Origin of the sequence: Nocardia farcinica (assembly GCF_001182745.1) — a bacterium.
Lineage (GTDB): Bacteria > Actinomycetota > Actinomycetes > Mycobacteriales > Mycobacteriaceae > Nocardia > Nocardia farcinica.
In genome coordinates, this window is sequence record NZ_LN868939.1 from 1,569,204 (window position 1) to 1,583,525 (window position 14,322).

The window sequence follows — 14,322 nt, forward strand, 5'->3', positions numbered from 1 at the left end:
ACGCTCAGACCGCGCTGCGCGCGGTCGCCTGGACCACCGAGCCGACCCGGTCCACCAGCAGCGCCATCTCGTAGCCGATGCGCCCGATGTCGTGGGTCTTGTTGGCCAGCACCGCCAGGTGCGAGCCGTTGCCGACGGTCATCACGAGCAGGTACCCGCGCTGCATGTCCACGATGGACTGCATCACCTTGCCGCCGTTGAACAGTTGCGCCGCGCCGGTGGAGAGGCTGGCCAGACCCGCGGTCACGGCGGCCAGCTGCTCGGCGCGGTCGGGCGGCAGATGCGGACTGGTCGCCTGGAGCAAACCGTCGGCGGAAACCAACACCGCGTGGGTGACCCCGGGCACGTCCCTGGTGAAGCGGGTGACCAGCCAGTTCAGGTTCTCGTCCGTTGTGGTGCTTGGTTTCTCGGTCACTCGAGCCCTCCGTCGTTGTACTGGGCGTCGGCCCGCCCACTGCGGACCCCGCTGAGATGCCTTGTCAAACTATTGCGGATCTCTTCAGGATCGCGCGCGTTCGATTCGTTGGTCGGAGCAAGGCCGCCGGGCACGAGTTGCGCGCCGGGACGGCGGATCGGCAGGCCACCGTTGGTGCGGCCGGAGACCTGGGGCTTGCTGGCCTCGGCCGCGGCGGCCCACCCGATGTCGCCGGGGGACGACCAGCCGCCGCCCTCGCCCTCGGACCCGGAGGAGGCCGGCTCCACCAGCCACTCCGAGACCATGCGCTGATAGATCGGCGTCGGCGATTCGGCGTTGACCGGCCGCAGCCCGGTCATCGTGGTCTGCGCGGGCTGGGCGGGTTCGGCCGGCTCGTAGCCCGCGGCCTCGTAGGCGTCCGGCTCGGCCTCGGCCCACACGTCGACCTTGGTCGGCTCGGCCGGGAACGATCCGGTGTGCGCGGGCGGATCGAGCGGCCTGCCCGGCGCGGGTTCGGGCGCCTCGGTACCCGGCCTGCCCGCCTCGCGCTCGGGCGCGGGCGCGACCCGGATGGCCGGACGGCGCTGCGGCAGTCCCGAGCCGCTCAATTCGAAGGAGGAGGTGTGCTCGGGCAGCGCCGGGCTCGGCACCGGCACCAGGATGCGCGGCGGCGTCGGCTGGCTCGGAGCGTCGTAGGACGGCTCGGGCAGCGGCGGCGGCGCGAGCAGCTCCTGCGGATGCTTGTCGTTGGGCGGCACCGCGGTCACCAGCGAACCGGGCAGGTGCACGCTCGCGGTGATGCCGGGTTGCTGGGTCATGGCCGAGGTGCGGCGCAGGTTGACGGTGATGTTGTGCCGCTTGGCCAGGCGGCCGACGACGAACAGACCCATCCGGCGGGCCGTTTCGACGGTGACCTCACCGCCGGAGGCGAGGTGGCTGTTGACCGTCTGCAGGTCCTCGGCCGACATGCCGAGGCCGCGGTCGATGATCTCGATCAGGTAGCCGCCGTCGACGGAGCGCGCCACCGAGACCGCGACCGAGGTGGTCGGCGGCGAGTAGCGCAGCGCGTTGTCGATGAGCTCGGCGAGCAGGTGCTCGATGTCGACGGCGGGCTCGCCGGGCACCACGCCGTCGGGCGCTGCGCCGATCTCCACCCGCTGGTAGTCCTCGACCTGCGAGACCGCGCTCCACAGCATGTCCGACAGCGGCACCGGCGGCAGGTGGCCGCGGCGCAGTGCGGTACCGGCCAGCACCAGCAGGTTGTCGCCGTTACGGCGCATGCGGGTGGCCAGGTGGTCCAGCCGGAACAGGCTCTGCAGGCGCTGCGAGTCGTCCTCGTCGTGCTCGAGCTCCTCGATGAGCGAGAGCTGCTGCTCGACCAGCGACTGGCTGCGTCGCGACAGCGTCTCGAACATGCTGCCGATCTGCAGGCGCAGGCGGGCCTGCTCGGCCGCCAGGTGCAACGCGGCGCCGTGGATGTCGTCGACGGCGCGGGCCAGCTGGCCGATCTCCTCGGTGGTGTGCACGTCGACCCGGGTCGGCTCCGGGGTGGCGCCGCCGGAGCGCACCACCTCGAGCTCGTTGGGCAGGTCGACGTGCGCGACCTGCAGAGCGCCGTGCCGCAGGCGGCGGATCGGCAGCACCAGCGAGCGGGCCACCGCCAGCGCGAGGGCCAGACCCGCGAGCAGGGTGGTCACCACGATCGCGATGTCGCGCAGCACCACGCCGCGCACGTCGGCGGTCCGGTCGGCCAGCCTGTTGTCGATCGCGTCGACCAGGCTCAGCGTGCTCTCGTCGTAGGCCTTGACACTGGTCCGCAGCGAATCGATGACCGGCTGGCTGCTCGCCGGATTCTCGATGTTCTGGGCGAAGGCGCCGAGGCGCACGTTGACCGCGTCGATGAGGATGTTGGCGTTGAGCGCCGAGGCGGGCTGCAACTGCGCGTACTGGCTGAGCAGCACCAGCTCACCACCGGCGGTGGTGAGCACCGTCGGGCGGACGGCCGGGTTGCGTTCGGCGCCCGGTGAACCGATCAGCAGGTACTGCTGAGTCAGCAGCCTGCGCGCGTTGGTGGTCACGCCGAGCTGCAGGAAGTAGCGCTGGATGCTGATCTCCTCCAGCGAGGTCGAGCGCGCGATGGCGTTACCGATGTGGGCGGCCACCTGGTCGGCCTGCTGTCCGATGCTCACCGGCGAACTGCTGCGCAGGCTGTTGCGCATGGTGCGGCCGGTGGTGACCGCTTCGTCCAGTTCGTTGATGACGTCCTCGGGCGCGCCGCCGGACCGCAGCACCGTCTGCAGATCGACGGCGGCCTGATCGAACCGGGTACCCGCCCGGTCGACCGCGCCCTCGTCGTTCTCCCAGACCGTCGCCGTCACCACCGCGAGTTGCTCGGTCGCCGACGCGAATTCGAGCATCGGCCGGATGATCCTGGCCTGGTCGGTGGCCGCGTCGAGATCGGCGATCGTGCGTAACTCGTCGTTGATCCGCAGCACCGCGAACGTCGACGCCAGCACCACAGGGAGCAGGAGCACGATCCCGACCTTGCGGGTGACGGGCCAGTTCGACAGGCTGAATTGCCGGGAACGCGGTGCTGCATCCATCCGCTTCCGTCGCCTCCACTCCGCGCGGGTTCCCCGGGATGGTTAGTGGCTGTTCAACATAAGTCAGGGAACCAACCCGCTGAGAACCAACTCGAGGTCTTGTTTTTACCGCAGGGAACATACCGTGCTGGCTGTGTAACGGCAATCTGGGGCATGCGGCCCGATTATTCTAATATGGCCGCCGCGAACGGGTTTCGTGGCGAAACGGCGGAAGCTCGTGCACACCCGTCTTCCGGGTGCCGGGAAAGACGCTGGTCACCCCGCGTGGCTCGGCGTGTCGCCGGTAGCGGGGACTTCGCGGCGTGTCGCGCGCGGCCTCTCAGTCGCCTCTCAGTCGATGCGGTCAAACTGGTCGCATGCGCATTCTGGTAGTCGACGACGATCGCGCCGTCCGGGAATCGCTGCGCCGGTCGTTGACCTTCAACGGCTACACCGTGGACCTCGCCGTGGACGGGGTCGACGCACTGGAGAAAGCCACCGCGCAGCGGCCGGACGCGCTCGTGCTGGATGTCATGATGCCGCGTCTGGACGGGCTGGAGGTTTGCCGGCGTTTGCGCAGTACCGGTGACGATCTTCCGATTCTGGTTTTGACGGCGCGGGATTCGGTTTCCGAAAGGGTTGCCGGGCTCGACGCGGGCGCCGACGATTATCTGCCCAAGCCATTCGCGCTGGAAGAATTGCTGGCCCGGCTGCGTGCCCTGTTGCGCCGTCGCGCGCCCGACCCGGGTGACACCTCCGAGACGTTGCGCTTCGCCGACCTGTCGCTGGACCCGGTCACCCGCGAGGTCTCCCGCGGCGACCGCGCGATCAGCCTGACCCGCACCGAGTTCTCCCTGCTCGAGATGCTGATGGCCAACCCGCGCCGGGTGCTGACCCGTAGCCGCATTCTCGAGGAGGTGTGGGGCTACGACTTCCCCACCTCGGGTAACGCGCTCGAGGTCTACATCGGCTACCTGCGACGTAAGACCGAGGCCGAGGGCGAGCCGCGGCTGATCCACACCGTGCGCGGCGTCGGGTACGTGCTGCGCGAGACCCCGCCGTAGGCGCGCGATGGCACGAAGCGCGCCCCGGCGGCCCGCCGTCGCCCCGGTCGGCCGGCCGGTCGAACCGCCGCCGATGCGTCCGCCGATGCCCCTGACCAGTTCGGTGTCGCTGCGCTGGCGGGTCACCCTGCTGGCCGCCTCGGTGGTGGCGATCGCGGTGGCGGTCACCTCGATCGCCGCCTACGCGATGGTGGCCAGGGCGCTCTACGCCGATGTCGACGAGCAGCTGCGCGCCCGCGCCGCCACCATGATCGACAACAATTTCGACAGCCTGGGTTTCCAATCGATCATCCTGGCCGGGCTGTACTCCAACGATGTCGGCGTGGCGCTGATCTTCGCCGACCACAAGTCCTACATGCCCCCGCAGCAGACCATTCCGCCGGTGGGCGAACAGGAACTCGCGGTCGCCGACGGCCAGCTCGCCTCCTCGCTGCGCACGGTGAGCAGTCAACGGGTGCTGGCCGTGCACACCAACTCCGGCGCCACGCTGGTCATCTCGCAGCGGCTCGAACCGACCAGGGAGGTGCTCGACCGGCTGGCCTGGCTGTTGTTCGTGGTGGGCGGCTGCGGCGTGGTCCTCGCGGCCGCGGCGGGCACCGCGGTGGGCCGCACCGGCCTGCGTCCGATCGCCCGGCTCACCGCCGCCACCGAACGCATCGCGCGCACCGACGACCTCACCCCGATCCCGGTGACCGGTGACGACGAATTGGCGCGGTTGACCGAGAGTTTCAACACCATGCTGCGGGCGCTCGCCGAATCCCGCGACCGCCAGCGCAGGCTCGTCGCCGACGCGGGACACGAACTGCGCACCCCGCTGACCTCGTTGCGTACCAACATGGAACTGCTCATCGCCTCCAGCCGCCCCGGCGCGCCGCAACTGCCCGAGCAGGACATGGCCGAACTGCGCGCAGACGTGGTCGCCCAGATCGAGGAACTGTCCACCCTGGTCGGTGACCTGGTCGACCTGGCGCGCGAGGATGCGCCGGAGACGGTCTACGACCGGGTCGACCTCGGTGAGGTGGCCGAACGCGCGCTGGAGCGCGCCCGGCGCCGTCGCGCCGATGTGGAATTCGTGGCGGAACTGCGGCCCTGGTTCGTCTACGGCCACGACGCCGCGCTCGAACGCGCGATCCTCAACGTGCTCGACAACGCCGCGAAGTGGAGCCCGGCGGGGGAGCAGGTCGGGGTGCGCATGCGCGAGACCGGCCGCGGGCTGCTCGAGCTCACCGTGGACGACGCCGGTCCCGGTATCCCGCCCGAGGAGCGCGAGTTGGTGTTCGAGCGCTTCTACCGCACCACCGCCTCCCGGTCGATGCCGGGATCGGGGCTCGGCCTGGCGATCGTCAAGCAGGTGGTGACCAAACACGGCGGCACCATCACCATCGACACCTCCGACCGCGGCGGCGCCTGCATTCGTATCGTGTTACCCGGTGAGACGGGTGCCCCCGGTCCTGGCCTGGACCAGCGGGAATGACGGCCGGGATTGACTTGTGATCCGCCGGGCACTCACCTCTCGGAAAACTGAAAGCACGGTCTCAGTCCGCTCTAAGCCGACCCGGCCAGGCTCGACGGTGGACGTGAGGAGAAACGAGTAGTCATGACCGAGGATTTCCAGGCCGCGCCGCAGCACGCGAACCCGCAGCATCCGCACGGGCACTACCCGACCCAGCCGTTCTCCGGACCGCATCCGGGCATGCCTGCCGCCACTCCGCCACCGCAGGCACCCGCGCGCCCGGCGCGGACCGGCCTGGTCGCCGCCGCGGTGGCCCTGGCCCTGGTCAGCGGCGGCGTCGGCGGCGCGGTGGGCGCGGTGGTCACCCGTTCCGACGACGGCAGGGCCCCGGTCACCAACGCGCTCGACGCGCCGAAACCCAGCGTCAGCAACGTCTCCAACGCCCCGGCCGGGTCGACCCAGGCGGTCGCGCAGAAGGTGTTGCCGAGCGTGGTGATGATCAAGGTCGCCAGCAATCGCGCCGAGGGGGAGGGCTCCGGGGTGGTGCTGTCCTCGGACGGACTGATCCTCACCAACAACCACGTGGCCTCCGGCGGCGGCACCGGCGCCCGCATGGAAGTCCACTTCTCCGATGGCTCCACCGCGCCCGCCACCGTCGTGGGCGCCGACCCGGTCTCGGACCTGGCGGTGATCAAGGCGCAGGGCCGCACCGATCTCACCCCGATCGAGCTGGGTACCTCGGCGAGCCTGCAGGTCGGCCAGCCGGTCATCGCCATCGGCTCGCCGCTCGGCCTGGCGGGCACGGTGACCACCGGTATCGTCTCCGCGCTCAATCGCCCGGTCTCCACCAGCGGTGAGGGCACCCAGAATCCGAACGCTCCGCAGCCGGTGATCGACGCCATCCAGACCGACGCCGCCATCAATCCCGGCAATTCCGGTGGCGCGCTGGTGGACTACGAGGGCAAACTGATCGGCATCAACACCGCCATCGCCACCCTCGGCGCGGGCGAACTCGGCGGCCAGCAGAGCGGTTCGATCGGCCTGGGCTTCGCGATCCCGGTCGATCAGGCCCGCCGGGTGGCCGACGAGTTGATCAAGACCGGCCAGGCCACCTACGCGCAGATCGGTATCAAGCTGCGCCCGCAGGACACCGCCGCGCTGGTGCTGGAAGCCACGCCGGGCGGGCCCGCCGCGGCGGCGGGCATCCCGGCCGGCGCGATCATCACCAAACTCGACGACCGCGTCATCGATTCCGGCGAGGCACTCATCGCCGCCGTCCGATCCCATCAACCAGGAGACAAGGTGAAGGTCACCTATACCGACGAGAACGGCAACAATCCGAAGACGGTCGAGGTCACCCTCACCGGCGCGCCCGGGGACGGTGGCCGATGATGCGCCCGACCCGGCTCGACCGGGTGCGGCTGATCTCGGTCGACGGCCTCGACCCGGAATTGTCCAGCGCTGCCGCCGACTTGCTCGACGCAGGCGCTACGGTGAGCACTATGGATATCGATGCTCCTGTCGCGGGGCGCGCCCTGGTGGTGGTCGTGGACGACCGGACCGCCCACGGTGGTGTGGACTCGCTCGGCCCGCTGGTCACCGAACTGCTCACCGAGGCGGGCTTCCTGGTCGACGCGTCGGTGACCGTGCAGGCCGACGAGGTGGAGATCCGCAACGCGCTCAACACGGCGGTGATCGGCGGCGTCGATCTGGTGATCTCGGTCGGCGGCACCGGGATGTCGCCGCGCGATGTGACCCCCGAGGCGACGGCACAGGTGCTCGACCGCGAACTGCCCGGCATCTCCGAGGCGCTGCGCTCCTCCGGCCGCGTCGCCGGTTCGCTCGACGCCGGGCTCTCCCGTGGCCTGGCCGGCGTGTCCGGCTCGACCCTGGTGGTGAACCTGCCCGGTACCCGTGCTGCCATCCGGGACGGCATGGCCACCCTCTCGCCGCTCGCCAGCAAGGTGATCGGCGAGCTGTCCGGTTTGGCGGAGTGACTCCGCAGCCCGGCGATTCCGATACCCCTCGCCCGGCGGAGCGCCGGGCGAGGGACGCCGCGCGCCTGGCGCGGATCTTCGGCGAGACCCTGCCCGACACCACGGGCGACGAGCGCGACGACGACCCGGCCGATCGCGACCGCGGCGACGACTGGTGGCGTTCGCAGGTGCCGCCGCATCACTCCTGAACTCGACTTCGTTCGTCCCGCACCGGGCGGCCCACCCCGCTGTGATCTTGGTCATCGACCCCTCCCGCGGAGCCGTCTGCCGGTCACGTGACAAGTCTCGCACTGCCCTTCATGAGTCAGTGAACGACTTTGTGCTGCATTTATGCACGTCAAGCGATATCGGCATGTTGCTTCTTGTGAGTCAGATCACAGGCACCCACTTGTTCGATTGACGTTGCCGCACCGTAACCCAACGTTTAATGTTCGGCTCGAGCCATCCCGCTCACCGGCCGTTCAACCGCGGGCCATCGCAGTGGTCTGCGGCGGTGAGCGCTGGCTCGGGTCCCCCTCGACCCGGCCCGACGTAGCGCCGAAATAACAACCGGTTACGCACCGGCAACAAATGGGCGACACACTGGGCTGGGCCTGAGAGGACCACCGTCCACCTCGATGGTCGAGGTCGACTGTTTGAACCTGATGAGGGGAAGTATGAGCGAGAACCGCACCAAGGGCCTGCGCCACGGCGTCCGCGCCGCGGGCGTCGGCGCGGCCGCGGCCGTGGCCATGGGCCTGCTTTCGACCGGTGCTGCCAACGCCGACACCTTCGTGCCGTTGCCGGACGGCCAGAAGGTGGGACCGGGCGTCACTGTCACCCGCACCGGTGAGCACGCCATCGTGTCGCCGTCGATGGCGGCCAACGGCGCCGGCCGCGTCGTCTGGGTCTCCGGAAACGCGTCGGCCGATGTCACGGTGACCCCGGAAGGCGAGGTCGGTCCGAACAACGGGCCCACCGGCAACCCCGGCTCCAACAACTCGTCGACCCACGGCGCGTCCCAGCTGAACACCGGCTACATCGTCGGTTGCCAGGTCAGCATCGGTGACGACGCCATCTCCGCGGGCTTGGCCGGCGGTATCGACCTCAACGGCGGTTCGATCGGTGGTTCGATCGGCCTGGACCTGGGTCCCGGCGAGGTGAAGTTCGTCCAGATCGATTACAAGGACATCCTGAAGCCCGGCGTGTACTCCGTCGAGTACCAGGACGTGGAGATCGAGATCCAGGGTTGCGCGGGCTACGCCCAGGCGCGGTCCTACACCGTGGTCGAGATCATCGGCGACCACTACTCGAAGACCACGCTCTACGGCATGCCGTTCAGCATCGGCTGACCTTCCACGAACTTCACGAACCTCCAATCGCGTGAGCGATTCAACCCTCGAAGGGTATGAAACACATGATCAACCGTAAGAACCTGGCGCGGGTGGCGGGCGTTGGTGCCGCCACCGCGGTTGCCATGGGCCTGTTCTCCACCGGCGCCGCCAACGCCGACACCTTCGTTCCGCTGCCCGGCGGCGAGATCACCAAGACCCTGTCCGACGGCACGGTGGTGACCGTGCGTCTGGTGGGCGAGTCGGCGACCATCAGCCCGTCGATGGGCTCCACCCCGGTGCACCGCAACGCGTGGGTGTCCGGTAGCGCGCAGGTCGAGATCAGCGGCGGCGGCGAGGATGTCGGCGGCAAGATCTACCCCGGTTACGTGGTGGGCTGCCAGGTCAACATCAGCGGCGGCGGCGTCGAGGGCGGCGTGGAAGGCTCGGCCGACTGGAGCGGTGACACCGTGACCGGTGGCGTGGGCGCCGAGTCCGGCGGCTCGTTGTCGCTCGGCCCCGGCCAGGCCGCGTCGTTCTACATCCTCGACCGTGAGGTCCCGGACGACTACGGCAACGAGGATCACGCCACCAACAACAAGTTCAAGGGCAACAGCGGCTCGGTCACCTGGGCCGATTCGACCATCGGCCTGTCGGGCTGCGCGGGCTACGCCCAGGCGCGGTCCTTCGTGAAGGTCAAGGTCGAAACCGACAACGTGATGTCGGTGGTGACCCTGTGGGGCCAGCCGTTCAGCCTCGGCTGATCCGGTAGGACACATGGAACGGGCCCGTCACCCTCGGTGACGGGCCCGTTCGTCATGGGAAGCCCGGAACCGCTCGGCGCGGCTTCAGAATTCGTGACGGCCGCCCGCGCTCTCCTGCCCGGCGGCGAGCAGATCGCGGATCTGGACGAGCAGTTCGGTATCGCTCAAGGGTTCCTCGACCTCGCCGCCGAAGCGCTTCTTCATCTGCGTCGCGGGCAGCACCAGCACGAAATACAGGACGGCGGCGACGATCACGAAGTTGATCGCGGCGGTGATCACCGGACCGATCGCGATGAATGTCGCGGGCTTGTCGGCAACCAGCCGGAAACCCAAGCCGAGTTCGTCTTCTCCGCCGAATACCGCGAGCAGCGGATTGATGATTCCATTGGTGAACGCCGTGACGATCGCCACGAACGCGGTGCCGATGACCACCGCGACCGCCAGGTCGACGACATTTCCACGGAACAGAAAATCCTTGAAACCCTTGAGCATGCCGATATCTCCTCTTCGGGATGGAGCTGACGGTCGCGCCCGGCGAATCGGGTCGCCGTATCCCGGGATGCTAGTTCAGATGCTCAGCTATTGCCCGGCGAATTCCCTGCCGCCGCGCGAACAATCAATGAAATACCACCGTGAGCGCGGTGTGCAGCGAGGCTGCCGCGACGGCCACCGCGCGCTCGGCGTCCATGGCGACCAGGACGACCCGCTCGGCGCGGCCGCGCTCGGTGGGCTCGGAGACCAGCACCACCGCCGCATCGGCGGCCAGCGTCCGCACGGGCCGGGTGCCGCTGTCGTCGTCGGTCTCGCCGCCGATGACATCCACCCGGTCGCCCGCGCGCAGGATCTCGGCAACGGCGGTGTCGGCCAATCGGATCGGCACGATCCTGGCATCCGGCGTGCTCGCCGCCACCTCGGCCAGGCGCGGGCCGACCACGCGCAGGTCGGTGAACACCTCGCCGGGGTGCATCGCGGCGGTGAGGGTCGCGCCGGTCAGGACGGCGGGGTCGCGGACCGCGCCCGCGGGGAGGCTGCCCGCTTCGTGCGGTGCGACGGTCAGGTCGGCGGCCGCCAGCACGGTGCCCGGCGGTAGCTCGCGGGCCGCCACGACCACGGGAATCCGGGCCGCGCCGGGATCACCGCGCAGCTGCAGCACGACGGCCACCGCGACCAGGGCACCGGCGAGGATGCGGCGGGCGAGGGTGGCATCCACCCAGGACGGCCGGTTGGACAACGCGAAACGCAGCCCACCGCCGCGCCCGAGGTCGGCGAACAATCGATCCATGCGGGCACGCTATCGCCGCGAACGGGCTGCGTGCGCCGGGCGAACCGCCGGGTGGGGACAACTCGGCGGCTGGGGAGAACGCGTCAGCCGGCGACGGCGGCGCTGGTCGAGGTCGACGAGGAAGCGCTGCTCGACGACGAGCTCGACTCGGAGCTCGACGACCCGCTGTCGGACTTCGCGGGCTCGCTCGCGGTCGAGGATCCGCCGCGGCTGTCGGTGCGGTAGAAACCGCTGCCCTTGAACACGATGCCGACCGAGTTGAACAGCTTGCGCAGCTTGCCGGAGCACTTCTCACACACGGTCAGCGCATCGTCGGAGAACGACTGAACGATGTCGAAGCGGTTGTCACACTGGGTGCACGCGTACGAGTAAGTTGGCACAGGATCCTCCGCAGGGTTCGTCGATCTAGCACTCTACCGCCGACAGTGCCAACGTCGCCAGTCGGTGTGTCATTCCTCGCTCCCGTCCAGCGCGCGCAGGCCACCGCCGGGGGTGAGCACCCAGCCCACCCGCAGGTCGTGCGCCTCCTCCGGCAGCCGGTCCACGAACTCCTCGTCCCGCACCACGGCCACCAGCCGCGCGCCCGGGCGGGCCGAGCCCAGCGTCCGGTCGTAGTAGCCCGCGCCGCGGCCGAGCCGCACCCCGCGCCGGTCCACCGCCAGCGCGGGCACCAGGATCACCTCGGCCCGGGCGACGACCTCGGCCCCGAGCACCGGCCCCGCCGGTTCCAGCAATCCGAAGCGCGCCGCACGCAGCCCGGCCACCCCGGTGTATTCGGCCCAGTCCAGCGCCCCGGGCGCCCCGGTGACCGGCAGCAGAATTCGCGCGCCCGCGGCCCGCAACTCCTCCAGCAACGCCGTGGAACCCGGTTCTCCGCGCACCGGCACATACGCGCACACCCATTCGCCGACCGCCAGCGCACGCACGCCTCGCGCGAGCGCCGCGGCCGCGGCGGCGTGTTCGGCGGCGGACAGCGCCGACCGGCGCGCCAGAATTTCCCGGCGCCATGCATGTTTATCGCGCTCACCGGGCATCTCCATGGGGATCACCATAAGCTCACCCGCAGCCGAGCCGTGCGCGACGGAGTTCGGGCGGTGTGATGGATGGATAGGGTATGCGTATGACAGCAAAGGCCGGACAGTCCGACGGGGTCGTGTCGTGCTTCCGCACGGCGGTGGTGCCGGCAGCGGGCCTGGGAACCCGGTTCCTGCCCGCGACGAAGACGGTGCCCAAGGAATTGCTGCCGGTGGTCGACACCCCCGGCATCGAGCTCGTCGCCACCGAAGCCGCCGATTCCGGCGCGCAGCGACTGGTGATCGTGACCTCGCCCGGCAAGGACGGCGTCGTCGCGCATTTCGTCGAGGATCTGGTGCTGGAGAGCACGCTGGCCGAGCGTGGGAAGTTCCAGCTCCTGGAGAAGGTGCGCAAGGCGCCCGCCCTGCTGGACGTCACCTCCGTCGTGCAGGAGGAGCCGCTCGGCCTCGGGCACGCGGTGGCCCAGGCCGAGCAGGCGCTCGACGACGACGAGGACGCCGTCGCCGTGCTGCTGCCCGACGACCTGGTGCTGCCCTGCGGCGTCCTGGACGTGATGAGCCGGGTGCGCCGCAAACGCGGCGGCACCGTGCTGTGCGCCATCGACGTGCCCAAGGACCAGGTGAGTTCTTACGGTGTGTTCGATGTCGCACCGGTGCCCGACGCCGCCAACCCGAACGTGCTGCGGGTCAAGGGCATGGTGGAGAAGCCCGCCCTCGCCGACGCCCCCTCCACCTACGCCGCGGCCGGCCGCTACCTGCTCGACCGGGCGATCTTCGACGCGCTGCGCCGGATCGAGCCGGGCGCGGGCGGCGAGTTGCAGCTCACCGACGCCATCGCGCTGCTGATCGAGGAAGGACATCCGGTCCATGTGGTCGTCCACCGTGGGTCGCGCCACGATTTGGGCAACCCCGGCGGCTATCTTCGAGCTGCGGTCGATTTCGCGTTGGAACGGGAGGAATACGGCCCCGCCCTGCGGGAGTGGCTGCAGCATCGCCTGAGTTCGGACTGGGATCCGCAGCTGACGACCTACGAGTAGGAGTCGTGCGCCGTTTTCGCCAGCCGTGCACCGTCGGGTACCAATGGTGCAGGCGAACGCGGCCCGTCCGGGACAGGTGATCGCGGACAGGTAGCGGAGAGGATCAGGAAGGGCTGGATGCGCTCGGTTGAGGATCAGCAGATCAAGGTGACCGCGGCGGCGGTCGCACCACGGCCGGTCCGCGTCGCGATCTCCGAGGCCCAGGGCCTGCTGTGCGCCGAGGACGTGGTCACCGAGCGCCCGCTGCCCGGTTTCGACCAGGCCGCGATCGACGGTTACGCGGTGCGCAGTGTCGATGTCGCGGCCGCGGGGTCCGACATCCGCGACGAGGACGGCGAACTCGTCGACCTCACCCTGCCGGTGGTGGGGGAGGTCGTGGCGGGCTCGCGCCAGCCGATCCGGCTGCAACCGCGCCAGACCGTGCGGGTGGACACCGGCGCCCCGCTGCCCACCCTCGCCGACGCGGTGCTGCCGCTGGATTTCACCGACGGCGGCCGGGCCAGGATCAAGGTGTTCGAGCCGGTGCGTTCGGGCGACTACGTGCGCCGCATCGGCGACGACGTGCAGCCCGGTGACGTGGCGGTGCGGGCAGGCACGATCATCGGCCCGGCCCAGGTGGGTCTGCTGGCCGCCGTCGGCCAGGACAAGGTGCTGGTGCATCCGCGCCCGCGGCTGTCGGTGATCGCCGTCGGCGGCGAGCTCATCGACATCGACCGCACCCCCGGCCCCGGCCAGGTCTACGACGTCAACTCCTATGCGCTGGCCGCCGCGGCCAGGGATGCGGGCGCCGACGTGAACCGGGTCGGCATCGTCAGCACCGATCCGCGCCGGCTGCGCGACGTGGTCGAGGGCCAGCTGGTGCGCTCGGAGGTCGTGGTGATCGCGGGCGCGGTCGGCGGCTGGGCCTCCGAACAGGTCCGCGAGGCGCTCGAGGGCCTGGGGGAACTCGAGATCGCGCGGGTCGCCATGCATCCCGGGTCGGTGCAGGGCTTCGGGCGGCTCGGCCGCGACGAGGTGCCGACCTTCCTGCTGCCCGCCAACCCGGTGGGCGCGCTGGTGGTCTTCGAGGTGATGGTGCGCCCGCTCATCCGCATCGCGCTCGGCCGCAGGCACCCCATGCGCCGCGTCATCCGGGCCAGGACGATCACCCCGATCAGCTCGATGGCCGGTCGCAAGGGCTATCTGCGCGCGCAGTTGATGCGCGACGAGTCGACCGGTGAATACCTGGTGCAGCCGCTCGGCGGCGCGGCGGGCTCCTCGCACCTGCTGGCCACCCTGGCCGAGGCGAACAGTCTGATCATCGTCGATCCGGACGACACCGAGATCAGGACCGGCGACGAAGTTCAGGTCGCGTTTCTCTCCCAACGCGGCTGAACCGTGGAGA

The 14,322-nt window shown here is 70.0% G+C and carries 15 protein-coding genes; 9 read left to right on the plus strand and 6 right to left on the minus strand.

Translation table 11 applies throughout. The annotated features are described in order from the left end of the window. Window positions 1–4: 4 nt before the first annotated feature. Window positions 5–415: a roadblock/LC7 domain-containing protein gene (locus tag AMO33_RS23985; RefSeq protein ID WP_011211501.1), complete on the minus strand. Its 411-nt coding sequence runs from the start codon at window positions 413–415 to the stop codon at window positions 5–7. Then, window positions 412–2,949: a sensor histidine kinase gene (locus tag AMO33_RS23990; protein WP_240327308.1), complete on the minus strand. Its 2,538-nt coding sequence runs from the start codon at window positions 2,947–2,949 to the stop codon at window positions 412–414. Before AMO33_RS23990 ends, AMO33_RS23985 begins: the two co-directional genes overlap by 4 nt. Before the next feature lie 425 nt (window positions 2,950–3,374). Between AMO33_RS23990 and AMO33_RS23995 the strand changes: the two genes are divergently transcribed. The 7 genes from AMO33_RS23995 (at window position 3,375) to AMO33_RS24025 (ending at window position 9,585) form a co-directional block, all read left to right on the plus strand. Next, window positions 3,375–4,061 (plus strand): response regulator transcription factor, encoded by a 687-nt coding sequence (locus AMO33_RS23995; RefSeq protein ID WP_011211499.1) that lies wholly within the window; start codon window positions 3,375–3,377, stop codon window positions 4,059–4,061. A 7-nt stretch (window positions 4,062–4,068) separates the two neighbouring features. Beyond that, the gene (locus tag AMO33_RS24000; protein ID WP_060594372.1) at window positions 4,069–5,535 is read left to right on the plus strand and encodes a HAMP domain-containing sensor histidine kinase; all 1,467 of its coding nucleotides are present in this window, start codon (window positions 4,069–4,071) and stop codon (window positions 5,533–5,535) included. A 123-nt stretch (window positions 5,536–5,658) separates the two neighbouring features. Beyond that, window positions 5,659–6,906 (plus strand): S1C family serine protease, encoded by a 1,248-nt coding sequence (locus AMO33_RS24005; RefSeq protein ID WP_076574124.1) that lies wholly within the window; start codon window positions 5,659–5,661, stop codon window positions 6,904–6,906. Between the two features lie 110 nt (window positions 6,907–7,016). Next, window positions 7,017–7,511, plus strand: a complete 495-nt coding sequence (locus AMO33_RS24010; protein WP_179946657.1) for a MogA/MoaB family molybdenum cofactor biosynthesis protein — start codon at window positions 7,017–7,019, stop codon at window positions 7,509–7,511. After that, window positions 7,508–7,699 carry a hypothetical protein gene (locus AMO33_RS24015; RefSeq protein WP_060594373.1) on the plus strand — a complete coding sequence of 64 codons (192 nt, stop codon included), beginning with the start codon at window positions 7,508–7,510 and terminating at the stop codon, window positions 7,697–7,699. Before AMO33_RS24010 ends, AMO33_RS24015 begins: the two co-directional genes overlap by 4 nt. 468 nt (window positions 7,700–8,167) lie before the next feature. Further along, the gene (locus tag AMO33_RS24020; RefSeq protein ID WP_041560427.1) at window positions 8,168–8,842 is read left to right on the plus strand and encodes an MspA family porin; all 675 of its coding nucleotides are present in this window, start codon (window positions 8,168–8,170) and stop codon (window positions 8,840–8,842) included. Between the two features lie 65 nt (window positions 8,843–8,907). After that, complete coding sequence (locus AMO33_RS24025) at window positions 8,908–9,585, plus strand: MspA family porin (protein ID WP_041561386.1); 678 nt, start codon at window positions 8,908–8,910, stop codon at window positions 9,583–9,585. 84 nt (window positions 9,586–9,669) lie between these two features. Here AMO33_RS24025 and mscL read toward each other — a convergent pair whose 3' ends face one another. The 4 genes from mscL to AMO33_RS24045 all read right to left on the minus strand — a co-directional run bounded on the left by mscL (window position 9,670) and on the right by AMO33_RS24045 (window position 11,907). Continuing rightward, entirely contained in the window at window positions 9,670–10,077 is a 408-nt protein-coding gene (gene mscL, locus AMO33_RS24030; protein ID WP_060594374.1) for a large conductance mechanosensitive channel protein MscL, read from the minus strand. 124 nt (window positions 10,078–10,201) lie between these two features. Next, window positions 10,202–10,867: an SAF domain-containing protein gene (locus tag AMO33_RS24035; protein WP_060594375.1), complete on the minus strand. Its 666-nt coding sequence runs from the start codon at window positions 10,865–10,867 to the stop codon at window positions 10,202–10,204. Window positions 10,868–10,950: 83 nt separating this feature from the next. Continuing rightward, on the minus strand, window positions 10,951–11,247 hold the full coding sequence (locus AMO33_RS24040; protein ID WP_011211490.1) for an FmdB family zinc ribbon protein: 297 nt from the start codon (window positions 11,245–11,247) through the stop codon (window positions 10,951–10,953). 69 nt (window positions 11,248–11,316) lie between these two features. Then, window positions 11,317–11,907, minus strand: a complete 591-nt coding sequence (locus AMO33_RS24045; RefSeq protein ID WP_060595125.1) for a 5-formyltetrahydrofolate cyclo-ligase — start codon at window positions 11,905–11,907, stop codon at window positions 11,317–11,319. A gap of 80 nt (window positions 11,908–11,987) precedes the next feature. On the opposite strand from AMO33_RS24045, the gene AMO33_RS24050 reads away from it, so the two are divergent. Further along, a complete protein-coding gene (locus AMO33_RS24050) occupies window positions 11,988–12,938 on the plus strand; it encodes a UTP--glucose-1-phosphate uridylyltransferase (protein WP_041560426.1) in 951 nt (316 codons plus the stop codon). A gap of 117 nt (window positions 12,939–13,055) precedes the next feature. Next, window positions 13,056–14,312, plus strand: a complete 1,257-nt coding sequence (gene glp, locus AMO33_RS24055; protein ID WP_011211487.1) for a molybdotransferase-like divisome protein Glp — start codon at window positions 13,056–13,058, stop codon at window positions 14,310–14,312. Window positions 14,313–14,322 lie beyond the last annotated feature (10 nt).

Bases quoted from the DNA above. Each gene is read 5' to 3' on its own strand.
- AMO33_RS23995 (WP_011211499.1), top strand. From the start codon at position 3,375: ATGCGCATTCTGGTAGTCGACGACGATCGCGCCGTCCGGGAATCGCTG.
- AMO33_RS24000 (WP_060594372.1), top strand. From the start codon at position 4,069: ATGGCACGAAGCGCGCCCCGGCGGCCCGCCGTCGCCCCGGTCGGCCGG.
- AMO33_RS24005 (WP_076574124.1), top strand. From the start codon at position 5,659: ATGACCGAGGATTTCCAGGCCGCGCCGCAGCACGCGAACCCGCAGCAT.
- AMO33_RS24010 (WP_179946657.1), top strand. From the start codon at position 7,017: ATGGATATCGATGCTCCTGTCGCGGGGCGCGCCCTGGTGGTGGTCGTG.
- AMO33_RS24020 (WP_041560427.1), top strand. From the start codon at position 8,168: ATGAGCGAGAACCGCACCAAGGGCCTGCGCCACGGCGTCCGCGCCGCG.
- AMO33_RS24025 (WP_041561386.1), top strand. From the start codon at position 8,908: ATGATCAACCGTAAGAACCTGGCGCGGGTGGCGGGCGTTGGTGCCGCC.
- mscL (WP_060594374.1), bottom strand. From the start codon at position 10,077: ATGCTCAAGGGTTTCAAGGATTTTCTGTTCCGTGGAAATGTCGTCGAC.
- AMO33_RS24035 (WP_060594375.1), bottom strand. From the start codon at position 10,867: ATGGATCGATTGTTCGCCGACCTCGGGCGCGGCGGTGGGCTGCGTTTC.
- AMO33_RS24045 (WP_060595125.1), bottom strand. From the start codon at position 11,907: ATGGAGATGCCCGGTGAGCGCGATAAACATGCATGGCGCCGGGAAATT.
- AMO33_RS24050 (WP_041560426.1), top strand. From the start codon at position 11,988: ATGACAGCAAAGGCCGGACAGTCCGACGGGGTCGTGTCGTGCTTCCGC.
- glp (WP_011211487.1), top strand. From the start codon at position 13,056: ATGCGCTCGGTTGAGGATCAGCAGATCAAGGTGACCGCGGCGGCGGTC.